A 22468-nucleotide genomic window follows, 5' to 3' on the forward strand; every position below is an offset into this window, starting at 1 on the left:
AGGCGGGGGCGCGCATGTTCCTTGGTGCGCACATGTCCATTGCCGGGGGCCTGCACATGGCCTTCGACCGTATCCGCCAGGTGGGCGGCACGGCCCTGCAGATATTCACCCGCAACCAGCGGCAGTGGAAGATTCCGGCGCTGACCGGATACGACGTGGAACTCTTCGGCGTCGCCCGGGAGCAATGGGGAAACTACCCGATTGCCGCCCACGATTCCTATCTGATCAATCTGGCCTCCGATCAGGAAGAGCAGGAAAAGCGCTCCCTCCTCTCCTTTGCCGAGGAACTCAAGCGCATCGAGGTGCTCAACATCCCCTACCTGGTCACCCATCCCGGTTCGCATCTGGGCCGGGGCGTGGACGCGGGCGTTGCGCGCTATGCCGCCAACCTGGACCGGGCCATCGAGCGGTCCGGTACGGAAACGGGCATGGTCCTGCTCGAGACCACGGCCGGTCAGGGCACCAACCTCGGCTCCACCTTCGAGGAGTTGGCGGCCATCATCGCGGCGTCGCGCCACCCCGAGCGTCTGGGCGTGTGCTACGACACCTGCCACACCTTTGCCGCCGGATACGACATCCGCACGCCCGAGGCCTACGCCGCCACCTTCGACGCCTTTGACCGCACCGTCGGGCTCGACCGGCTCAAGTTCTTTCACCTCAACGACTCCAAGACCGATTTCGATTCCCGCCGCGACCGCCACGAGCACATCGGCAAGGGGGCCATCGGCCTGGACGGCTTCCGCAACCTCATGCGGGACCCCCGGTTCAAGGACGTTCCCAAGACCCTGGAAACCCCCAAGGACAAGGATCTCGAAGACGATATCCGCAATCTCTCCATCTTGCGCGAACTGGCAAAATAGTATCTGAACAAGCAACGACAACACCCCCACCCCGCAAGCACCCGCGCGAATGCGCATACAAATAGCTTTGGAAAAGGAAGGGGATGGGGGTCTGGGGGAAGGGGAAGGCACCCTTGGCAAAACTCGACGCAGTGATATTCGATTTTGACGGGACGTTGGCCGATGTCCCGTTGGATTTCGACCTGATGAAGACCCGGATCGCGGCCCTTGGCGAGGTCTTTCTGGGCGAGCGGCCCGTTCCCGACGGCAAGCCGGCCCTGGAGTGGCTGGAGGAGCTGGTGCAGCGGGTCATGAAGCTGGACGAGGCCGAGGGCAAGGAATTCCGCTCCCGAGGCCAGCTGGTGATCACGGCCATGGAGCTGGACGCGGCCCGGGACGGCGCGCTGTTCCCTTTCACCCGCCCGGCCCTGGACACCCTCGGCAGAAAGGGCGTGGCCGCCGGGGTCATCACCCGCAACATCACCGCCGCCGTGAAGGTGGTGTTCCCGGATATCGAGGAATGCACCCGAGTGTTCATTCCCCGCGAGGACGCGCCCCTGGTCAAGCCGGACCCGGCGCACCTGTTCCAGGCGCTTGAAAAAGTCGGCGCCGACCCCGGACGCTCCCTGATGGTCGGCGACCATCCCATGGACGTGGAGACCGCCAAGCGGGCCGGGGCATTGTCTGCCGCCGTCACTTCCGGCCGGATGCGGCCCGAGGACTTCGCCCATCTCCGGCCCGACTTCGTGGCCCCGGATGTGGAGGCGCTCTTGATCGATCTGGAAAAGGCCGGGCTGCTTTAGCCGCTCCCTCCGCCTGCCGTTCTTCCCATACCCAAGTAGGCGCTTCCAAACCCGGCCCGGCGTGTGGTAATGTGTTCGGGTTCAACCGCAACAAGGATGGGATCATGGCGTCGAGAGTATTTTTCTGGAATCTGCGGGCGTCGAGCAAGGCCCCGTTTGACAAGAGGATGCGCAGCCTGCTCAAGGCGTGCAAGGCGGATCAGCAGATTACCGAGGGCGACCTGGCGGCCGTGAAGCTCCACTTCGGCGAGCAGGGCACCACCGGGTTCCTGCGGCCCCTGTGGGTCAAGCCGGTCATCGACTTCATCCTGGAGGCCGGGGGCAAGCCGTTCCTGACCGACGCCTCCACCCTGTACGTGGGCCAGCGCGGCGAAGCGGTCTCCCATGCCCTGTGCGCCGCCCGCCACGGCTGGGACCCGCTCATCCTGAACGCGCCCACGGTCATCGCCGACGGGTTGCGCGGCGAGTTCGAGACCGCCGTGCATGTGGGCTGCAAGCACCTGGACGAGGTCTATATCGCCGGGGCCATCGCCGAGGCGGATTTCTTCGTCTCCCTGAACCATTTCAAGGGCCACGAGCTGGCCGGATACGGCGGGGCGCTCAAGAACATCGGCATGGGCTCGGCCTCCAAGAAAGGCAAGATGCAGCAGCATTTTTCCACGGGTCCCATTATCCGGGAGGATATGTGCGAAGGGTGCGAGGCGTGCGTCCGGGCCTGCAAGGTCGGCGCGCTCTCCATCAACGAGGACACCGGCAAGATCGCGCTCAATGCGGAACGGTGCGTGGGCTGCGGCGGCTGTTTCGTGGCCTGCCGCCACGGCGGGCTGGAAGTGGACTGGAAGGTGGGCGTGCAGGATTTCCTGGAGCGGATGATGGAATACGCCAAGGGCGTGCTCGATACCAAACGCACCCCCGGCCTGCATGTCAATTTCGTCATGGACGTGGTCCCGGACTGCGACTGCGTGGGCTTCACCGACGCGCCCATCTGCCCGGACATCGGCGTGCTCGCCAGCTTCGACCCCGTGGCCGTGGACCAGGCGTCCATGGACCTGGTCAGCAACGCCCCGGCCCTGTACCCGAGCCAGCTGCCATTTGGCATCACCCCCGGCCAGAACAAGTTCTCGGCCATTCACCAGCACGTGTCCGTGGACTTCGGCCTTGGATACGCCGAACAAATCGGCCTCGGCACCCGCGAATACGAACTGATCAAGATGTAGCCTCCGGCGGCCAGGGGGAACCCTTTGTAAAGGGCTTCCCCCTGGACCCCCTCCTAAACTTCTTGGGTCGCCTGCGGCGAGGGCTGTCCGTTCGCAGCAGTTCGATCTCATTTTCCCATAAAACACCGTGAGCGCCGTTGGGTGCCCAGAGCACCCAACGGCGGGTCGCCCTCGATCGTCCTCCCTGGCGGCAGGACGGGCATCCCGCAGGGAAAACAACGGCGTGACGACCCGCTGTCCCAAGCCGGTTGACGTAAAACTCTCGGTATTGTAATGCGTTGAGTAATTGTATTTGTCGCGGGGTGGAGCAGTTGGTAGCTCGTCGGGCTCATAACCCGAAGGTCGGAGGTTCAAATCCTCCCCCCGCTACCAGACCATTTTGTTGGAGCATTTGTACAATGAAAAGCATTTATGTCGGTAACATTCCCTTCAGCGCATCCGAAGACGACCTGCGCGACCTGTTCGCCGCTCACGGCGAAGTCCTTTCCGTCAAGTTCATCATGGACCGGGAAACCGGTCGGTTCCGCGGCTTCGCTTTCGTGGAGATGGAAGACGCGGGCGCCCTGGCCGCCATCGAGGCCCTGGACGGGAACGAAATGAGCGGGCGGAACCTGAAGGTCAACGAAGCCAAGCCGCGCGCTCCCCGCCCCAGGTACTAACATCCGGCAACGCTGACCCTTGCCGAACCGCGCAGTGCGCGGAGTCTTTTGTTGCGCCCCCCGTCCGGGTGGACTGCGGCCTGTTTCCCTCTCTCATTAAAGAAGTTATTCGCTGCAACTTCAGCTGGATAAGAACTTTCCTGCCCGGCAGGGTGTTTTGTGGTTGACATGAGCGGTATATTCAGGAATGATTCCTGATATCAATTAACAACAACGGAGCGTTCCATGAAAGACCAAGTACTCAAAGCCATGAAGGATGCCGGCAAGCCTGTCCGTCCCGGCGATGTGGCCAAGATCCTCGGCGCGGACAGCAAGGAAGTTTCCAAGGCCATCAAGGACCTTCGCCAGGACGGCGCAGTCGTGTCCCCCAAGCGGTGCTTTTACGAGCCCGCATGATATAGCAGTCACTCCTTCCTCCAACCCCTCCTCCAAATGCCAAGCCCCGGTCTCATGCCCCCGAGACCGGGGCTTGCGGTTTCCGCTCTCCACGTACTGTCCGTCCAATTATGACAGCATCCTGTCAATAGAGAAAATCTAGACTTTTTCTATCGATTTGAGGTGTGTTGTTTTCGGGTGTTTTCGGCCTCTTTTGACAGTTGACTGTCGATATGACAATATACTGTCATGAATACTTGGAAATCTCCGCTGGGCGGGTCGCGGGCCGGGGTGCCCGCCGAGGTTTTGGAAGCGTCCGAACTCTTTGCCGAGGTCTTTCGGCTTCAGGCTTCGGTGGTGGCGGCCATGGAGGAAATGGCCCGAGATTCCGGGCTGACCGGAGCGCGCTGGCAGGTGCTGTGCGCCCTTGCCGACGGGCCGGTTACGGTGGCCTCTGCCGCCCGCGCCCTGGGGCTTGCGCGTCAGTCGGTGCAGCGCACTGCGGACGGCCTGGCCGAGTCCGGGTTTGTCGAGTATCGGGACAACCCGGACCATGTTCGGGCGCGATTGGCGCATCTCACCGAGCAGGGGCGGGTTGCGGTGGAAAAGTTGCGGGCCGATCAGGCCAGGTGGCTTGAGAGGGTCGGCAGGGACCTGCCCCCGGCCAATCTCCGAATTGCAAAAGGGGTCGTGCGTGGCCTTATCAACCGCGTCGTCGGCTTAACATAGCGGACCATCTGCGAATTTTTCGGGCACCGCCCGATCCTCACCGCAGCGTTGCTGCGCCTCCGGTCGGTCGGCATCCGAAAAATCCACATCTGACCCACTCTTCCAAGCCTCATGGTGTCGGGGGAAGGGCGGTCGTGATCTGCTTGGGACGGTTTGGGATGACCCGGTGTTGGGTGCCTGGGGCACCCAAATCGCTTACGGGGTTATTGGGGGAGGCAGTTGTCCTCCCTTTTTTGTTGCCGTGCACCACAAAGGGGGCACGCACGGCTCTCGCCGCGAGACGACAGAAAAAGCTTTGGAAAAGGAAGGGTCTGGGGGCGTCGTCTAGCTCACGGGCTCGGCCAGGGCGAGGCGGATGCCGAGGGCGACGAACAGGGTCCCGGCGGCTCTCTTGATCCATTTGGTGTATTTGCCCCCGGTGCCGATCATGGAGGAGACGCGGGCGGCGGTCCATGCGTAGGTCAGGTTCACGAAGGTTCCGTTGACGGTGAAGACGATGCCCAGGAACAGGAAGGCCAGGGGTTTGGACGGGGCGTCGTGAGCCACGAACTGGGGCAGGAAGGCGAGAAAGAACAGGGCCACCTTGGGATTCAGGGCGTTGGTCAGGAACCCCTGCGTGAACACCTTGCGCCGGGAAACGAGGCAGTATTCGCCGCTGCCGTGATCTTTTTTGTCGGCCCGCCACATCTGGAATCCGACCCAGACCAGATAGGTCGCGCCCGCGTATTTGACCACCGTGAAGGCCGTGGCCGAGGTGGCCAGGATGGCGGACAGGCCGAGGGCGGCGGCAAAGACGTGCACGAAGCAGCCCGCAGCCACACCCAGAGCGGCCAGGGCTCCGCTGCGCCAGCCCAGGGACGCTCCCTTGGACACGATGTAGAACACATCCTGGCCGGGCGTGATGTTCAAGAGCAGGCCGGAAAGGATGAACAGGACAAGGTCGTGGGTGCCGAACATGGGGTGCTCCGAGGCGGGTTGCGGGAAATCAGAAACTGTCGAAATCGGGGTACTTGTGGCCCCATTTGTCAAAGATGGGCTTGAGCTTGCCCGCCTTGTGCAGGATCATCATGCCTGCTTCGTACATCTGTTTGACCTTTTTGCCCCGAGGAGTCTTGTTGAACAGGGGGAAATAGGAACGGGAGCCGGCCCGGCGGATGGCGTATTCCTCCCGGTCGAAAACCTGGTCGGTCAGCCTGATGGAGTTCTCTATGAAGGAGATGTCGTCCACGTAGAAATCGGACCGCCCCAGCAGGACCATGTTCAGGCACTTGACCCCGGAAGGCATCTCGCGAATGCGAACGGGCACGGGGAAATCCCAATCATGGTAATACCCGAGCTGGCTCGCCACTTCCCGGTCGCGCAGGCTCTCCGGTCCGGTCCAGTCGGGAATTCTGGATTTCTTGAAGAACACGTGAAAATCGTTGGTGAACATGGGGTAGCGTCCGGTGACCAGGGGGGGCTGGGCGCGGTCGTCACAGGTCATCATGTCCCCTTGGCCGGTCCTGACCATCTCGTCCCCGCGATCCGTGGGCATGTATTCATGGCGCACGGATATGCCGTACAGGGAAAAGACCTCGCGCAGAACCTCATGGTACAGGCCGGTTCCATCCCGGTTGGTGAAGGAATCCCAAGAGGGGCCTGTGCTTACGACTTCACGCAACTCAGAGGCATTACCTGGAATCGGCTGGAGCGCGAATATGAGGAATATGCATAAAAGCGTCTTTGTCATGTCAACCGATACTGCCCAATTGTTTGCTGATTATCAATCTGAATTACGAATCTTTCATAATGTGGAATGTCCGCCGGGCAAAACAGGTCGTGAAACCGTGCCCTGATAGGCGGCTCGCTATTTTTCTTGACATTGGGTTTTTTGAGCATATGCTCATTTCGAAACCTGTTCACACAAGAGGGATGTATGGGACGAAGGAAGATAAGACGGATGGTGCAACGGGAACCCGACGCGACCTATTACAAGCCGCAGGGAGTTCCCATGACCAAATTGAAGAACGCCACCCTGACCTTCGAGGAACTTGAGGCGCTCCGCCTGGCGGATGCTCAGGGGTTCTCTCAGGCCGAGGGGGCCGAAGTCATGGGCGTGTCCAGGGCTACGTTCGGCAGGGTGCTCTCGGCGGCCAGGACAGTTGTCGCCCGGGCGCTGACCGAAGGGTTGGCCATCCGTATTCAGGGGGGACATTACACCCTGGCCGATGACGGAGTGTGGGCATGCCCGTCCATGGAAACGGACCATGCGTCCAAAACCGATGGAGATGAAATTATGCCGGGTATGAAAGGAAACGGATCGGGCGCCGGAGGCGGCGGTCGATGCCAGGGCGGCCAGGGACGTGGCATGGGCCAGGGCGGTCGTTGCGGCGGTGGCCGTGGCATGGGCGGCGGCGGTCGCGGCATGGGCGGCAAGGGCATGAGCGGCGGCAACATGGGTATGGGCCGCGCCATGGACAACCGGAATCCCCAACAAACCTCAAAGGATAGTATTATGAACAATATCGCGATTACCAGTGAAGGCCCCACCCTGGACGACAGGGTCGATCCCCGCTTCGGTCGGGCCGGCGGCTTCGTCATCGTCAACCCCGAAACCATGGAAGTGGTGCAGTACGTGGACAACGGTTCCTCCCAGGCAATGGCCCAGGGCGCGGGAATCCAGGCTGCGGAAAACGTGGCCAACGCGGGCGCCGGGGTGCTCCTGACCGGATACGTCGGCCCCAAGGCCTTCGACGCCCTGCAGGCGGCGGGCATCCGCATCGGCCAGGACGTTGACGGGCTGACCGTGCGCGAGGCCGTGAACAAGTTCAAGGCGGGCGGCGTGACCATGGCCGACGCCGCCAATGCCGCAGCCGGGGGCAACAAGTGATCTACGCCGTTGCCAGCGGCAAGGGGGGCACGGGCAAGACAACCACGTGTTCGTCGCTTGCCGCCGTTTGGGACAGGCCGGTCACCCTGGTCGACCTGGATGTGGAGGAGCCCAACCTGCACCTTTTTCTCAAGCCCGATCTGAGCGACATCGAGAAGGCGTACATAGAGGTGCCCGAGGCGGACGAGGACAAGTGCACGTCTTGCGGGCTGTGCCGGGACATATGCCAGTTCAAGGCCATCACGGTCATGGCCGGGACCCTGCTGGTGTTTCCGGAGATGTGCCACGGCTGCGGCGGCTGCCTGGCGGTCTGCCCCGAGGGCGCGCTGTCTCCGGGCAAACGCGAGCTGGGCGAGATATGCCGGGGAACGGCGGACGGGCACGCCTTTGTCATGGGGCGGTTGCGCGTGGGCGAGGCCATGAGCCCGCCGCTCATGCGCCGCATCAGGAAGGAGTTCCCGGAGCTGGGCAAGGGGGGCGACATTCTCATCGACGCTCCCCCCGGCGTCAGCTGCCCGGCCATTGCCGCAGTCACGGACGCGGACTGCATCGTGCTCGTCACCGAGCCCACGCCGTTCGGGTTCCATGATTTCAAGCTCGCCTGGGAGGCGTTCAAGCCCCTGAACAAACCCATGGGCGCGGTCATCAACCGGGCCGACCTGGGCGACACGGCGGTCCTTGAATTCTGCAAGGCCAACCGCATCCCGGTCTGGGCGGAGATTCCCTATTCCCGGGAGATTGCCGAAGCGTATTCCAGGGGTGAAGTGGTCTCCAAGGCCATTGCCCCGCTCAAGGAGACCTTTGCCGACTTGCGCGGGAACATGCGGGCCGCCGCCGAGAAGGAGGTGGCCAATGCATGAGATAGTCATCATCAGCGGAAAGGGCGGTGCGGGCAAGACCTCCATTACCGGGGCGTTCGCCCAACTGGCGGAGAACGGCATCCTCTGCGACCTGGACGTGGACGCTCCGGACCTGCACCTGCTGCTCGACCCCGAGCACCGGACCGAGGAGGAGTTCTGGTCCGGCAACGAGGCGGTCATCGATCAGGATGTGTGTACCGGTTGCGGTCAATGTGTGGAACTGTGCCGGTTCGACGCCATCAGCGAAACCGACGGTCGTTTCACCATCAATCCCCTGCAGTGCGAAGGGTGCAAGGTCTGCGTGACCCTCTGTCCGGCCGAGGCCATCGAGTTCCCGCAAAAGCATTGCGGCGACTGGTATGTGTCCTCCACCCGGTTCGGGGTCATGGTCCACGCCCAGCTCTATCCGGGCGAGGAAAACTCCGGTCGGCTGGTCACGCTGCTCAAGCAGAAGGCCCGGCAGATGGCCGAGGAGCAGGGGCTGGACCTTGTCCTGTGCGACGGCGCGCCGGGCATCGGCTGCCCGGTGATCAGCTCCATGGCCGGGACCGACCTGGCCGTGGTGGTCACCGAGCCCACCCCGTCCGGCCTGCACGACCTCAAGCGCGTGGCCGAGCTGTGCGAAAACTTCCGCACCAAGGTCGCGGTGCTGGTCAACAAATGGGACATCAACCCGGCCATGACCGAGGAGATCGAGGAATACTGCCGGTCCAGGGGATACGTCCTGGTGGGCCGGTTCCCGCACGACCGGGCCGTGGTGGACGCCATGCTCGAGCGCAAGGTGATCACGGAATACGATTCCGGTCCCCTCGCCGAGACCCTCGAAGAGGCCTGGTCTGATATATTGAACTTGCTGAAAACAATACAGAAATAAACAATTAAAGGAGATAGGTATGGAGACTCTTGTTGCTGTTCCCACGGCTGAACCCGGTGGCATGGACGCCCCTGTGGATGCCCACTTCGGGCATTGCGCCATGTACACCCTGGTGAAAATCGACGACGGCGAGGTCAAGGACGTGTCCAGCGTGCCGAGCTGCCCGCATGTGCAGGGCGGCTGCATGGCCCCGGTCAACTACCTGGCCGACCTCAAGGTCAAGGCGCTCATTTCCGGCGGCATGGGCATGCGCCCGCTCATGGGTTTCAATCAGGTGGGCATCCAGGTCTACCACGGTTCCGGCGCGCCCACGGTCAAGGCAGCGGTCGAGGCGTTCATGCACGACTCCCTGCCGGTTTTCACCGTCGAGCAAACCTGCGGCGGCGGTCACTAGCATGACCATCGTCGCCGTCACCACGCGCCCCAGGGAAATCCAGGAGTTCCTGGTGGAACTGGCTGGCGCGAGCAGGGACGAGGTCGAGGTCGAAACCTCCGGGGCCGGAGCCCTGGAGCGCATCAGGGCGTATCCGCCGCGCCTTGCGGTCATCGACAGGGACCTGCCGGACTTCGAAGCGCTCAAGCTGGTGGTGGAGATCATGAAGCTGTCGGCCATGACCCTGACCGCCGTGGTCACGGACATGGAAGAGGACGATTTCCATGAGGCCAGTGAAGGCTACGGGGTGCTCAAGGCCCTGCCCGTTGACCTGAAGGCTGAGGACGCCAAGGTTCTGGTTGAAGTTTTACTAAAGGTATAAGGGAAAAGAAAAGAGCACCTATTCAGGTGCTCTTTTCTTAAGTCTGCCAGCCTAATTCATCAACGTGGCGGAATAAGCGCTCTTTGATCGCTTGTTTTTTTTCAAGCTCCTCTTGCTCTTCTTTTTTCTCGCAAAAAGATTTCAAATTTACCAAGTTGTTTTTTGGGGTATCAGGTTCATCCAAAGGTAACCCCATTTGTACATAAGAAAAACGAGACTTTTTCCCATTTGCCATGCCGTCCTCCCGTTAAAAACGTATAAGCTAGCATCGCTAAGAGGGCAAGTTTAACTGCTTGCTCTCAGGCCTCTGTTTCACCGTCTGCTCCAAATATTTCAAAACATAAATTTCAAAGTCAGTATATCGATCCATTATTTTGTCTGCCAAAGGCGTCCGTTGTGTCAATGGTTTTTGGTTTTTCTTAATTGCTTTTCTGTTTTTGAAGCGAAATAGCTGGACAAACCTTCTTGGGGCTACTCCCTCAAAAGGTAATATTTTAAGTTTATCATTTTTATTTGCACCATCGTCTAATCCGGAATCGATGGAATCATCGTGGAGTTTGAAAGCCAAACTTTTTTCATAAGGTTCTATGTAGTATACAGTTTTTATTCCTGCGGCCACAATATGACGTGCACAGTGGTGGCACGGATATGTGGTACAAAACAACTCAGCGTCTTGGGTTGCATTTTTCCCCAGTCGAGCAGCAGTTGTTATGGCATCCATTTCAGCGTGGATAGCCCGTGAGAATTCAATCAAACTTTTAATGCCTGTTTTGTCGGTAATTTTTTCATATACATTCTCAAGCAAGTCTGAGGGGAGTCCACCTAGTTCATGTCTAATTGTTTCAAGTATTTTGTTTTTATATAAGTCGCTGGAACACTCTTCGCCTCTCCTTTGGAAGCATCTTTGATCATTTTTATCGTTACAAACATATAAGCCTCCACCAAATTTTGGGACGTCGTTCCGTCCTGTGGCGATAATGTCACCATCTTTAACAATGGCTGCTCCTACTTGCCTAGAAAGGCAACCTGATAGCAATGAGGATGCGTAGGCGATAAACATGGCGTATTCATTATGGGTCGGTGTTATTGTGTAGTCTTCCATAATTTGTAGACAGTACCTTCGAATGGCAGAATCTAATTCTTTATTATTTCTTTCAGTATTTCGAATAAAAAAATCTGCATAAAGGATGGTATCTAGAAGTTGTTGACCATGTCCGTCCTTTTCAGATTTATCTTTTTCAATGATTTTCGAAGCATCTTCCATCGAAATATCTTTATGTATGTGTAGTCTGTTTGCTCTAGTATTTTCTGGACATAGTACACCAAAAAGATGAAACATCTCTCCATAAACCTTTTTAAGAAGTCTGACTTCATCAGGGTGTTTTAAGCTATCAATGATTGTTATATGTCTTCTTTCTTTAGGCACAACCTGTTTTTCTTCAATTATGTTAACATCGTGTCTTTTTTCTGCAATATCTTGAATTGAAAGTTGAGCCAGAATATCGTTGTCATATTTATCTCTTAAGCAATTTCCACCCTCTTGTAGAATTTGGATTCGTTTAGAGTAGTTTTTTTCACCGATTTTTTTATTATTGTATTCAGGGTAGTATTTTTTTATGAAATTGCTGATTTTAATAGACTCAACATCATATTTGAACTCTTCAAAAATTTTGGCCGTAATGTCTGCCACATGAGATACGCCGCTCCCGACAGGGCCACAAAAGGCCAATATTAATTCAGGAGTCTTTCTTTTGTCGATGTGATCGCTTGGTGAGGATAATTTGTTTTCGGTCTTTACTGTGAGTGCTTTTGCCACCTTACGTTTTGATCTCGCCATGTTCTAGCCTCCTATGAATTATCTTTCCCGGTCCATACTTCTATAGTTGATGGCCTCGGCCAGATGGTCTGCGGTGATGGTGTCCGCCCCGGCCAGGTCGGCTATGGTGCGGCTGATGCGCAGGACGCGGGTGTATGCGCGGGCGGACAGGCCCAGGGAGTCCACGGCCTGCTTGAGGAAACCGTGTTCGGTTTCGGTCAGGGCGCAGAATTCTTCCAGGGCCGAGCCGTCCAGTTCGGCGTTCAGGGAGAAGTGGCGGTCCGCGTAGCGGGCGGCCTGGATGTCGCGGGCGGCTATGATGCGGCTGCGCATGGTGGCGGAATCCACCTCGGAGCGGGACTGCTTGAGGTCGTCGTAGGGCACGGCGGGCACGTCCACGTGCAGGTCGATGCGGTCCAGCAGGGGGCCGGAAATTTTGCCCCGGTAGCGCTGCACGGCCAGGGGGGTGCAGGTGCAGGTGTGGGTGTCGTCGGACATGTACCCGCACGGGCAGGGGTTCATGGCCGCCACCAGCATGACGTCCGCCGGGTACTTGAGGGTCATCAGCGAACGGGAGATGGACACCTCGCCGTCTTCCAGGGGCTGGCGCAGGACCTCAAGCACGTTCTTCTTGAACTCGGGCATCTCGTCCAGGAACAGGACGCCCCGGTGGGCCAGGGACGTCTCGCCCGGCTGGGGATAGCGTCCGCCGCCCACAAGCCCCACGTCGGAGATGGTGTGGTGCGGCGTGCGGAAGGGGCGGGTGACCATGAGCGCCCGGTCCGCCTGGAGCAGCCCGGCCACGGAATATATCTTGGTCACCTCCAGGGCTTCCTCGAAGCGCAGGGGAGGCAGCACCGTGGGGATGCGTTTGGCCAGCATGGTCTTGCCCGAGCCGGGCGGGCCGATGAACAGAAGATTATGGCCGCCGGCCGCCGCGATCTCGATGGCCCGCTTGGCGTGCTCCTGGCCCTTGACCTCGCCGAAGTCGTTTCGGTGGGTCCTCCGCTCGTTCCACAGGGTGTCGATGTCCACGGCCGTGGGCTCGACGTCCTCTTCGCCCAGCAGCATGCGCACCACCTGGCCGAGGTCCGTGGCCCCGATGACCGGGATGTCCTTGACCACCGCGCCTTCGCGTCCGTTGGGGGCCGGGACGATGATGCCCTTGCCGTTTTCCTTGCGCGCGGCCAGGGCCAGGGGCAGGACGCCGGACACGGACTTGAGGTCCCCGGTGAGGGACAGCTCGCCCGCCATGAACCATCCCTCGGCCTGTTCCGGGGAAATAATCTCCATGGCGCACAGGATGCCGATGGCCAGGGGCAGGTCGTAGGCGCTGCCTTCCTTGCGCACGTCCGCCGGAGCCAGGTTCACGGTGATGCGCGCGGGCGGCACGGTGTAGCCGCAGTTCCTGAGGGCGGAGAAGACCCGTTCCTTGGATTCGCGGACAGCGCCTTCGGCCAGGCCCACCATGGTGAAGGCGGGCATGCCGGAGCGGGAGAAATCGACTTCGAGTTCGACCTTGAAGGCGTCGATGCCCATCAAGGCGGCGCAGGAGACTTTGGCGATCATGAAGGAGTTCCAGCAAGGTGCTTTGGTTTTGGGTTTCGAATATCGACAAAAGTCTCAGATATTCGGAACCCTGTAAACACCCGGTCGCTGTTTATTCAATTTTTTGCGGTTCTTGAGCCCGCCGTACTGGATGTGAAAAGCCGGGGGGCCGTCCGCCTTCCCGTCCGACGAAAGTTTCATGGCGTGGACTTCCCGGTGCAATTTCTCGTGCGGGACGGTGACGGAATACGTACCTGTTTCGTCACCATCCGGAACGGCCCTTTGTTTTCGGAGCCGAACGAATGAAGTTGAATAAATAAGTGTTTAATTTATTGTGTTTGCGTTACAAGGGGACTATCTGGTTCAAAACGAAACTCACCGGGACACCCATGAATACACCCACTGACTCTCCTTTTCGGCTTCTGCTGGCCCGGCTCTCCCTCCCTGTGCGTGCCTGCATGGTCCATACGGCCATCGAATGTGCCAGCCATGTTGTCCGGGCGCTCTCCTTTTCCGAAAAGGAAACCTTCGGCGTCAGGCTGGCCATCGAAGAGGCCTTCCTCAACGGCGTGGACCACTACCCCGACCCGCCGGGCGAGGACGAAACCATCGAGTTGGCCTTTTATGTGGAGGGCGGCTCCCTGGTCATCTCGGTCAAGGACAAGGGCATACCGTTCGACCACGAGCAGGCGAAGCGGTTTTCCGCAGACGACCTGACCGGCGTGGACGGTCCCGGCTCCGAGGCGCTGCTCATGCACCGGTTCATGGATTCGGTGGAGGTCCTGACCCTCGGCAGGGAGGGCAGGGAGATTCGTCTGTCCAAGAAGATCGGTTCGGGAAGCCTGCCTGCGGAATTGACGGAAGCCACGCCGACGCCGAGGAAAAAGAAGCGGACAACGGTCAGGGACCCGCTGATCCGGTTCGCTCGCCGCGCCGACGACATGGCCGAAGTCTGTCGGCTGGCCTGGCGGTGCTACGGCTTCACCCACGAGGAGATGCTCTATGACCCCAAGCTGCTGACGGACAAGGTCTTGCGGGGCGACTTCACGTCCGTCATCGCCATCGACCGGGACAGCGGCGCCATCATCGGGCACGAGGGGCTCAAGTACCATGACCCGGGGACCAAGGTTCCCGAACTGGGGCTGGCTTTCGTTGATCCGGCCTTCCGCTCGCCGGGGCTGCCCGAGAAGATGGCCCAACACCTTTTCGACAAGGCCGCGCAGGAGGGCTGCAAGGGTATCTTCGATTGTTCAGTCACCACGCACACGTTCTCCCAGAAGGGCATGCACGAAATGGGCGCCCGCCCCTGCGGCCTGATGCTCGGCATCGCGGCCTCGGGCATGCAGGCCAAGGAACTGGCGACATCCAGGCAGGAAAAGGGCTCGGTGGTCAACCACTACTTCGCCTTTGACCGGACGCCCGAGACCATCTTCATCCCCGAACGGCACGAGGCCATGGCCAGGGAAATATACGGATGGCTGGACGTCCCCAGGGAATTCGGCCCTTTGAGGACCGCGCCCGCGTCGGGCGTCTCCTCGGTGCGGCTCAATCACCTCCCGGACGCGCTCAACGCAAGCATCGTCTCGGTGGACGCCATCGGCGCGGACACGGTGGACGAGGTGGCGGCCATGCTCAACCTGTGCCGCAAGGACCGCAAGGACGCCGTGTACGCGTTCATTCCCACCCACGACCCTGCCTCGCCGGGGCTGGTGGAGCAGTGCGAGCGGTCGGGTTTCTCTTTTGCCGGGGTCATGCCCCACGTCCACGACGGCGCCGACAGGATACTGATGCAGTACGTGGACATCCCCCTGGATTTGGCGGCGATCAAGGTCTTCGGCGACATGACGGCCCGGCTCTACGACTATGTGGTCGGGGAGCGGGATCGGGTCCTGGTAGCGCGCTGAGCCCTACAGGCCCGCGCGGATCGGGGGGCTGCAGGCCTTCACCTCGGGTGCGACAGAACGCCTCGCCCTTTATTATAATTGTTTTCATAAGGTCTTTTCTCCATACTCCTGTACAAAGAACAGTTATCAGGAGCACTTCATGGGCATTCGCATCAAGATTCTCGGTCCCCTTGTGGTGATGGCGCTGGCCATGGTCGCAGGCGGGTATTTCGTTCTCAGTACCCAGTTCGACGGGTTGCAGGAATCCTTTGTCTCCATGACCCTTCAGGGCAAGGTGGAGGACGCGCAGCAGTCCATCGCCAAGATGTCGGGCAACGCCCTGGAGCAGGCGGCCCTGTTCAGCCGTATGCCCGAGGTGGTCAGGGCCTTCGAGGTCGCCAACCAGGGAGACATGACCGACCCCGAAGACCCCGAGGCGCAAAAGGCGAGGGAGATGATCCGCACGGCCCTGGCCCCGGTCTTCAAGGGATACGAGGAAAACATCGGTTCTTCCTTCCGTGCCCATTTCCATCTGCCCACGGCCCGCAGCCTGGTTCGGGTCTGGCGTGAAAAACAGGCCAAGAAAAACGGCAAGTGGGTGGACATCTCCGACGACCTTTCCAGCTTCCGGAACACGGTCATCGACGTGAACAAGACCAAAAAGCCCATCAAGGGCATCGAGCCCGGGCGCGGTGGCTTCACCATTCGCGGCCTGGCCCCCGTGACCGCTGCCGACGGCACCCACCTCGGTTCCGTGGAGGTCCTGATCGGCTTCGATTCCATCCTCAAGTCCATGGAGTCGTCTGGCCTGGTCAAGACGCTGCTCTACATGGACGCGGCGCTGCTGCCCATTACCACCCGATTGCAGGACCCGGCCAAGAATCCGGTCCGGGCCGGCAAGTACGTGCTGGTCTACGGGCAGGACAACACCGAGATCCAGGAGCTGGCCACCGACGAATTTCTGGCCAGGGGCATGGCCTCCACCCAGGTGGAGATGGAAGGCAACGCAGCCTTGGGCGCCTTCCCCGTGGAGGATTACCGGGGCAAGGTGATCGGCACCATCGTCCTGGCCACGGACATCGCCACCCAGTTGGACATGGTCAACGCCGTCCTGTGGGTGGTGGGCGGCATCATGGCCGTCCTGGTGGCCGCGCCCATCCTGATCATCCTGTTCGTGCTCCAGCGTTCGGTCATGCGGCCCATCGACGATTGCGCCGGCATCGCCACCCAGATCGCTTCCGGCGACCTGCGTTCCGTGCGGTGCGAGGACCGCAAGGATGAGATGGGCACCATCCTGAAGGCCATGCAGACCATGAGCGGCAAGCTGACCCACGCCATCAGCCGCACCCAGTCCGTGGCCGGTGACGTGGCCGGGGAGTGCAGCCGTCTGGCCTCGGCCAGCGACAAGCTCTCCCAGGGAGCCAACCGCCAGGCCGCCGGCCTGGAAGAGGTGGCGGCCAGCATGGAGCAGATGTCCGGCTCCATCAATCAGTCTGCGGAAATCGCCGCCAAGACCGAGAAGATAGCCAGTCAGGCGGCCAGCAACGCCCGCACCGGCGGTCAGGCCGTGGAGCGCACCGTGGCCGCCATGAAGAAGATCGCCGAAGAGATCACCATCATCGAGGAGATCGCCAGGCAGACCAACCTGCTCGCCCTGAACGCGGCCATCGAGGCGGCGCGGGCGGGCGAGGCGGGCAAGGGTTTCGCCGTGGTCGCGGCCGAGGTCCGCAAGCTGGCCGAACGAAGCGGCAGCGCGGCGGCGGGCATCTCCGAGTTGTCCTCTTCCAGCGTGTCCGTGGCCGAGGAAGCGGGCCGACTGCTGGCCCAGATGGTCCCGGATATCGAGAAAACCGCCGAGCTCATTCAGGAAATATCGGCGGCGGCCAGCGAACAGAGCGCGGGCGTGAACCAGGTGTCCACCGCACTGCAGGATTCCGATTCGGTGGTCCAGCAGAACGCCACCGCTGCCGACGAGGTGGCTTCCACGGCGGCCACCCTTTCCTCCAAGGCGGCCACGCTTCAGGAAGCCATCAGTTACTTCAGGGTGGACACCTCCCAGGTCTGCCTGGCCGAGGAGTCCTTTGAGGCCGCCCGGCGTGAGCGGGCCCGGCTGCCTGAGGGCTCGCCCGAAGATGACGGATTTGATAGGTTTTGACCGCACGCCGCACGGATACGAGCAACCCCGGGGCACCGCCATGGCGTCCCGGGGTTTTTCGTGTCGGGTGTGCGGCCCGGAGGACTCAGGCCGGTTCCGCCGGAACGCGGAGGGTGAACTGGGTCCCCTTTCCCACCGAGCTGGAAACGAAAATGGTGCCGCCCATGCTGTTCACCAGGCGGTTGGCGATGGCCAGCCCGAGTCCGACTCCCGCTCCGCCGGTCATGTCCACCTTTCGGAAGGGCTTGAAAACGGATTCCAGTTTGTCCTGGGGTATGCCGATGCCGGTATCGGTCACCGTGGCGATCAGGTATTTCCCGTCCCATGACAGGTGGACCGAAACGTGTCCGGATTCGGTGTATTTGATGGCGTTGCCCACGAGGTTCAGGATGGCGAGACGCACTCCCGCCTCGTTGCCGATCAGAGAATCGGGGACGTCCGCGTCCAGGGTTGTCTGCAACTGCAACTGCTTTGCCTCGGCCTGGAGGAGGGCCAGGGTCCGGACGGAATCGAGCAGCCTTTGCGGGGGGAAGGTGTTCAGGTTGTCCTGCTCATTGTTGGAAAGGCGGGCGAATTCGAGCACCCCGTCAATGAGCGACGCCAGTTCCCGTGCCGCGGACTTGGCCAGATCGACGGCTTCCTTGCGCTCGTTTTCATCACCGCCCAGCTCAAGAAGGCTCAGGGAGTGAACGATGCCGCTCAGCGGACTCTTCAACTCGTGACAGGAAACCGCGATGAACCGCTCCCTGGTCTGGTCCATTTCAACCAGTTGCTCGTGGATTTCGGCCAGCTCTTTGCGGGCCTTTTCCAATTCAAGCGCCCTGGCGCGGAGTTCTCGCGACCGTTTCAGGGAGTACAGGACAAGGCAGATGATGCCGACCGGGATAAGGAGAATGAACTCGTCGAGTTCCCAGTCCTCATGGGCCCGGCTGAAGGCGTACAGCCGGTCGAATGCGTCGAGTTCTACCAGCAGCCATGTTCCCAGGACCATGATGCCCGCATAGAGCAGGATTTCCGCCAGAAGAGATTTTCGAATCATGACTTAATTATTGGAGGGTTCGTCCAAAAGTGCCATTATATTCGAAGTGAAAATGTCGGTTTTTCAAGCGGAGCCGAAATCGCAGGGAAACTGCCGCATCAGGGGTGCGGCGTCCACCTTCGCGCCGCGAACATAATTGTATACGTTCATGTCGTGGATGACCTGGAGCCACAGGGGCGCGGTTTTGGCCTGGATGACCGGGGCCGCGTCGTAGATGGAAGGGTGGTCGACCCAGAAGACCGTGTGCGGGTCGTCGCGCCGTTCCAACAGGGAGACAAAGGCGTTGGTCAGGTCCTCGAAGTCGTAGAAATCGCCGTCGCACCACTGCAGGCCGTTGGGGAAGTTGACGTACAGGGTGTCCGAGGGCTTCAGGCCGGGTTCGCTCAGGTTGTCCACCACCTCGTGCAGGCACCGGACAAACCCTGTGGACAGGGCGTCGTCGTTGTCCAGCCTGGTGGTCAGGAACCACTCGGCGTCCGGGGCGATTTCCTTCATGCGGGCGATGACGGTGGGGATGATGGTTTGAAACGGGCCGCAGTACACCGGGACGAAGTTGTCGTACCGGGCGTAGATGTCGATGAAGGTCCGGTACCGGGCCGGGGTCTGCTCGTCGAACAGGACCAGCCAGGTGAAATCCTGGTTCAGCTGCGCCCGTACGGTGGGAAAGCAGTATTTCTGGAACAACTCGAAGCGCAGGGACAGCCAGGTGTCCTCAAGCCGCTTTGGGAACTCGATGTCGTAAATATTGACGTTGAAACGGGTGATGATGAAATGATGATGGTTCACGGCGTTCCTCCGTTTGCAGGCCGTCGGTTTCATTTTGAGGTAGCATTTTCGGTCTTCGCCGACAACGGGACAGCGCGGTCCGGTCCGGGCATCCTGTTCTGGATTCTCCGCCGGTTCCCTGCTAAAAGGGGGCTTCACACGAACCACACGGAGGATCCATGCGGACCATTCTGAAAGCCCTGTTGCTCTCCCTGACCCTCGCCCTGGCCCTGGGGGGATGCGGCTTTTTCGACGATTCCCCGGAAGAGCCGATGGAGCCAGCCGTGGCTCAGGAGACCGGCGACGAGGCCGCCGCGCCACAGGCCGATGCCTCCGAAGAGGGCGCGTCCGGCACGGAAGCGGGCCTCAGCTCGACCAACGAGGTCGAGGACATCGTTCCCGAAGGCCCGGTGGCCACCCTGCAACTGGCCAACGGCAGCACCATCGAGGTGCTCGGCCTGGCCAAGCTCGGCAAGTACTACCTGTACATTTCCGGGGAACTCAACGGCCGCACCTCCACGGTCATCAGCTATACCCGGTTCCAGGACGTGGCCAAGTGGGACGCGTTCATCTTCAAGGATCCGAACAACTTCATCATCACCACCAAGGAAGGCAAGGAGCTGGTCTTCATGAACGCCCGCCTGTTCCTGGGCAGCGACTCCAACGACACCTATTCGTTTTATGCGTTCAACGACAATTACGAGAAGGCCCTGATCGTGGTGAAGAAGTCCGACGTGGCCACCATCAAGTTCAATTAGTCCCTGCAACCGCCTTGGGTGAACCCCTCCCGCAACGGTGAAATCCGTGCACACCCCTTGACCTCTAGATAATTTCTAGATAGGGTATCGGTAAGTTTCGTTCTCTGTTTTTTATTGTCGCACAAGGGTGACGATAGGTGACGATTTCAAACCAGGAGGACCGGTGATCCGACTCGCTTTTGGTGCCGTACCCAATGCCGTTGCAGTCAGATTTGGCAAGAAACACACCCCAACCCGCAACACGGGCGTGCGGCCAAGCAAGGTGTCCTGCGTCTGGGACAGCCGCCTCAGGTTCCGGCCCAGGCGACTGGCCCTGACCACGGGGGCCACGCCGCCCACAAGCCCGAGGATGAGCAGTTATCATGGCCGATACCTATACGCATAAAGACCTGGCCCGCCTGTGCGGCGTGTCCGAGACCACCATAAAGAGCTACCGCCGCAAGTTCCCCGGTTTCATTCCGGTTCTGACCAGGGGCAAGCCCATCCGGTTCAAGGGCGATGCCGGGGAGGTCTGCCTCAAGATTCGCGATTGTTTTGCCAAGGGCATGTCGGTCAACGAGACCCGCAAGGTCTTAAAGGAAAACTTTAAGGAAAATCCGCCCGTCCGCAGGGCGAGGTCCGCCGCGCCTCCCGCCGGGGATGCCGCTTCTGGTGGCATTACCCAGGAATACATGGAGAAGTTTTTCGAGACCGCCGGGCAGATGATGCAGGGCATGGCCGGGTTGGCCACGGCCCAGGCCAAGGCCGAGCAGCGGTTGAGAAAGGTCGAATCCGTGCTGACGCGGCTCCTCGAGGCCGACGCAACCAACCGGGAGGCCATGGCCGTTCTCCTCGCACAGCACCCCGGCGAATCCCGGCAGACCGAGCCGGTCAATTCCTTTACGCCGCCGTCCGAGCCGGAACAGCGGGTCCGCGCCCGCAAGATCGTCAACGTGCACAGCCCGGAAGGGGCAGTGGAATCCTACGCCCTGGAAAAGGAGGAGGCCGAAGCCGTCGAGTTCACGTCGCCGCCCGATGCGTTCCTGAACACCCCCATCGTCATCCGCAACGACCAGGGCGAGTTCCTGGGCGTACCCGGTCGGCTGCCTCTTTCCGGCTTTCTGGAAATCCTGGTCCGCGAGGCCGAGGAGAACGGGTCTTCGTTGAGCAGTTGGGCCCGGGAGGGCGAAGCGTGGGTCTATACCATCCGGTCGCCGGGCAGGGACTCCCACTCCCTCCACTTCTCCACCACCACCACGCCGCGCGGCAACCTGGTCGTCCTGTTCGACCGGCTCGACGTCAACGACCGGCAGACCTCGCCCCAGTTCCTCCAGGAGTTCTTCCGCCAGGTCAAGGACAAGGTCTAGGAGAGGGGTCGCATGAATGTCGTCGTGATCCAAGGTGACGCGCGCGCCCTGCTGTCGGTGCGCACGCCGCTCCTGTCGAGGCTGGTGGAACTGGGCCACAAGGTGCATGCCCTGGCACCCCTGGCGGACGAGGACGTGGTCGCGTCCATCGAGGAGCTGGGCGTGGAGCACGCCACCTATCCGCTGACGCGCGGACGATTCTCGCCCCTGGCCGACCTGGGGACCCTGCTCCACCTGAAACAGGTCCTGTTCCGCATCAAGCCCGATGTGGTCCTGTGCATCTCGCACAAGCCCGTGACCTTCGGGCCCATGGCGGCGCGCATGACCTGGGTGGACCATCCCAAGAAAATCTACGCCCTGGTCACGGGGCTGGGCTATCCGTTCACCGAGATGTCCGGCTGGAAGCGGCGGGTGGTCCACGCCTATGCCAAATACTTCATGGGCGGCGGATTTTCCGCCTGCCACGGCATCGTGTTCCGCAACCCGGAGGACCGGGAGTTCTTCCGCGCCTTCGGCGTCCTGCCCGGGAATGCGGCCACCACCGTCATCGACGAACCCCTGCCCGCAGCGGATCTTTCCGTGGACGGCGAGGCCATGGCCGCGTCAACCGAAGCGCTGCTCTCCTTCATGGAACTGATCTGACCGCACGGACCGGGAGGGGTTGGCTTCCTTCCGGGGATTCGGGTATACTGGCATCGAGTCCTCCCCTGTGGAGGCGCGCCAACCCGAACAAAGGAGCGGAGCCATGAAGATCACCCGTATACTGCTTCCCGTGGACGGTTCCCGCATGTCGGACGTTGCCGCCGACATGGCCATCGACCTGGCGGGCGAAACCGGGACCGTGGTCCTGCTGCACGTGCGCCGGACCGTGCCCACCGGCCTGGGCCAGCCCAACGCCAACGAGCTGCTGGAGTACCTGACCAAGGGGGCCGAGGAGGTCGTTGCCCACTACCGGGACAAGCTGACCAAGGCCTCCGTGGACTTCCAGGAACTGGTGGTGGGCGGCGACGTGGCCGAGGTCGTCGCCAACGTGGCCAGGGTGGAAAAGTGCGACCTCATCGTCATGGGGTCCAAGGGCAAGTCCGACCTGGAAGGGCTGTTCCTCGGGTCCGTGACCCACAAGGTGCTGCAGACCACCGACAAGCCTGTCCTGGTCGTGAAGTAGCCTCTGGCCGGGT

General features: G+C 60.8%; 24 protein-coding genes and 1 tRNA gene. 18 read left to right on the plus strand and 7 right to left on the minus strand.

The window, feature by feature from the left end:
- Positions 1–14 precede the first annotated feature (14 nt).
- The 7 genes from OO730_RS09425 to OO730_RS09455 all read left to right on the plus strand — a co-directional run bounded on the left by OO730_RS09425 (position 15) and on the right by OO730_RS09455 (position 4622).
- Positions 15–860, plus strand: coding sequence for a deoxyribonuclease IV (locus tag OO730_RS09425; protein ID WP_264981205.1), 846 nt, complete (start codon positions 15–17; stop codon positions 858–860).
- Between the two features lie 113 nt (positions 861–973).
- Positions 974–1642, plus strand: coding sequence for an HAD family hydrolase (locus tag OO730_RS09430; RefSeq protein WP_264981207.1), 669 nt, complete (start codon positions 974–976; stop codon positions 1640–1642).
- A 104-nt stretch (positions 1643–1746) separates the two neighbouring features.
- A complete protein-coding gene (locus tag OO730_RS09435; RefSeq protein WP_264981208.1) occupies positions 1747–2859 on the plus strand; it encodes a DUF362 domain-containing protein in 1113 nt (370 codons plus the stop codon).
- Between the two features lie 296 nt (positions 2860–3155).
- A tRNA-Met gene (locus OO730_RS09440) sits at positions 3156–3231 on the plus strand.
- A gap of 26 nt (positions 3232–3257) precedes the next feature.
- Positions 3258–3518, plus strand: a complete 261-nt coding sequence (locus tag OO730_RS09445; RefSeq protein ID WP_264981209.1) for an RNA recognition motif domain-containing protein — start codon at positions 3258–3260, stop codon at positions 3516–3518.
- Positions 3519–3743: 225 nt separating this feature from the next.
- Positions 3744–3914, plus strand: coding sequence for a helix-turn-helix domain-containing protein (locus OO730_RS09450; RefSeq protein ID WP_264981210.1), 171 nt, complete (start codon positions 3744–3746; stop codon positions 3912–3914).
- A 228-nt stretch (positions 3915–4142) separates the two neighbouring features.
- Positions 4143–4622, plus strand: coding sequence for a MarR family winged helix-turn-helix transcriptional regulator (locus OO730_RS09455; protein WP_264981212.1), 480 nt, complete (start codon positions 4143–4145; stop codon positions 4620–4622).
- 324 nt (positions 4623–4946) lie between these two features.
- Here the strand turns inward: OO730_RS09455 and OO730_RS09460 are convergent, their stop codons facing one another.
- Positions 4947–5579 (minus strand): LysE family translocator, encoded by a 633-nt coding sequence (locus OO730_RS09460; protein WP_264981214.1) that lies wholly within the window; start codon positions 5577–5579, stop codon positions 4947–4949.
- 28 nt (positions 5580–5607) lie between these two features.
- Positions 5608–6282, minus strand: a complete 675-nt coding sequence (locus tag OO730_RS09465; RefSeq protein ID WP_264981215.1) for a substrate-binding periplasmic protein — start codon at positions 6280–6282, stop codon at positions 5608–5610.
- Positions 6283–6537: 255 nt separating this feature from the next.
- Between OO730_RS09465 and OO730_RS09470 the strand changes: the two genes are divergently transcribed.
- From OO730_RS09470 to OO730_RS09490, 5 genes are read left to right on the plus strand one after another with little or no spacing between them, the layout of a single operon-like run.
- On the plus strand, positions 6538–7491 hold the full coding sequence (locus OO730_RS09470; protein ID WP_264981217.1) for a DUF134 domain-containing protein: 954 nt from the start codon (positions 6538–6540) through the stop codon (positions 7489–7491).
- A complete protein-coding gene (locus OO730_RS09475; protein ID WP_264981219.1) occupies positions 7488–8351 on the plus strand; it encodes an ATP-binding protein in 864 nt (287 codons plus the stop codon). The genes OO730_RS09470 and OO730_RS09475 overlap by 4 nt, the downstream gene beginning before the upstream one ends.
- Positions 8344–9225 carry an ATP-binding protein gene (locus tag OO730_RS09480; RefSeq protein WP_264981220.1) on the plus strand — a complete coding sequence of 294 codons (882 nt, stop codon included), beginning with the start codon at positions 8344–8346 and terminating at the stop codon, positions 9223–9225. Before OO730_RS09475 ends, OO730_RS09480 begins: the two co-directional genes overlap by 8 nt.
- A 19-nt stretch (positions 9226–9244) precedes the next feature.
- Positions 9245–9619 (plus strand): NifB/NifX family molybdenum-iron cluster-binding protein, encoded by a 375-nt coding sequence (locus OO730_RS09485; protein ID WP_264981221.1) that lies wholly within the window; start codon positions 9245–9247, stop codon positions 9617–9619.
- Between the two features lies 1 nt (position 9620).
- Positions 9621–9980, plus strand: a complete 360-nt coding sequence (locus OO730_RS09490; protein WP_264981222.1) for an ANTAR domain-containing protein — start codon at positions 9621–9623, stop codon at positions 9978–9980.
- Positions 9981–10017: 37 nt separating this feature from the next.
- Here OO730_RS09490 and OO730_RS09495 read toward each other — a convergent pair whose 3' ends face one another.
- The 3 genes from OO730_RS09495 to OO730_RS09505 are packed head-to-tail and all read right to left on the minus strand — an operon-like array spanning position 10018 to position 13365.
- Complete coding sequence (locus OO730_RS09495) at positions 10018–10215, minus strand: hypothetical protein (RefSeq protein WP_264981224.1); 198 nt, start codon at positions 10213–10215, stop codon at positions 10018–10020.
- A gap of 36 nt (positions 10216–10251) precedes the next feature.
- On the minus strand, positions 10252–11817 hold the full coding sequence (locus OO730_RS09500; protein WP_264981225.1) for an anti-phage dCTP deaminase: 1566 nt from the start codon (positions 11815–11817) through the stop codon (positions 10252–10254).
- A gap of 18 nt (positions 11818–11835) precedes the next feature.
- The gene (locus tag OO730_RS09505) at positions 11836–13365 is read right to left on the minus strand and encodes a YifB family Mg chelatase-like AAA ATPase (protein ID WP_264981226.1); all 1530 of its coding nucleotides are present in this window, start codon (positions 13363–13365) and stop codon (positions 11836–11838) included.
- Between the two features lie 368 nt (positions 13366–13733).
- On the opposite strand from OO730_RS09505, the gene OO730_RS09510 reads away from it, so the two are divergent.
- Together OO730_RS09510 and OO730_RS09515 are read left to right on the plus strand one after the other, a co-directional pair.
- Entirely contained in the window at positions 13734–15248 is a 1515-nt protein-coding gene (locus OO730_RS09510) for a GNAT family N-acetyltransferase (RefSeq protein WP_264981227.1), read from the plus strand.
- 139 nt (positions 15249–15387) lie between these two features.
- Positions 15388–17382 (plus strand): methyl-accepting chemotaxis protein, encoded by a 1995-nt coding sequence (locus OO730_RS09515; RefSeq protein WP_264981228.1) that lies wholly within the window; start codon positions 15388–15390, stop codon positions 17380–17382.
- Between the two features lie 85 nt (positions 17383–17467).
- Here the strand turns inward: OO730_RS09515 and OO730_RS09520 are convergent, their stop codons facing one another.
- Positions 17468–18421, minus strand: a complete 954-nt coding sequence (locus tag OO730_RS09520; RefSeq protein ID WP_264981229.1) for a sensor histidine kinase — start codon at positions 18419–18421, stop codon at positions 17468–17470.
- Positions 18422–18484: 63 nt separating this feature from the next.
- Positions 18485–19207 carry a putative rhamnosyl transferase gene (locus OO730_RS09525; protein WP_264981230.1) on the minus strand — a complete coding sequence of 241 codons (723 nt, stop codon included), beginning with the start codon at positions 19205–19207 and terminating at the stop codon, positions 18485–18487.
- A gap of 158 nt (positions 19208–19365) precedes the next feature.
- On the opposite strand from OO730_RS09525, the gene OO730_RS09530 reads away from it, so the two are divergent.
- The 4 genes from OO730_RS09530 to OO730_RS09545 all read left to right on the plus strand — a co-directional run bounded on the left by OO730_RS09530 (position 19366) and on the right by OO730_RS09545 (position 22455).
- The gene (locus tag OO730_RS09530) at positions 19366–19944 is read left to right on the plus strand and encodes a hypothetical protein (protein WP_264981231.1); all 579 of its coding nucleotides are present in this window, start codon (positions 19366–19368) and stop codon (positions 19942–19944) included.
- 362 nt (positions 19945–20306) lie between these two features.
- Positions 20307–21290 (plus strand): helix-turn-helix domain-containing protein, encoded by a 984-nt coding sequence (locus tag OO730_RS09535; RefSeq protein WP_264981232.1) that lies wholly within the window; start codon positions 20307–20309, stop codon positions 21288–21290.
- Between the two features lie 12 nt (positions 21291–21302).
- Positions 21303–21932: a glycosyltransferase gene (locus OO730_RS09540; RefSeq protein WP_264981233.1), complete on the plus strand. Its 630-nt coding sequence runs from the start codon at positions 21303–21305 to the stop codon at positions 21930–21932.
- Positions 21933–22035: 103 nt separating this feature from the next.
- Complete coding sequence (locus OO730_RS09545) at positions 22036–22455, plus strand: universal stress protein (RefSeq protein ID WP_264981234.1); 420 nt, start codon at positions 22036–22038, stop codon at positions 22453–22455.
- Positions 22456–22468: the final 13 nt, after the last annotated feature.

The organism is Pseudodesulfovibrio portus (genome assembly GCF_026000375.1).
Classification (GTDB): domain Bacteria; phylum Desulfobacterota; class Desulfovibrionia; order Desulfovibrionales; family Desulfovibrionaceae; genus Pseudodesulfovibrio; species Pseudodesulfovibrio portus.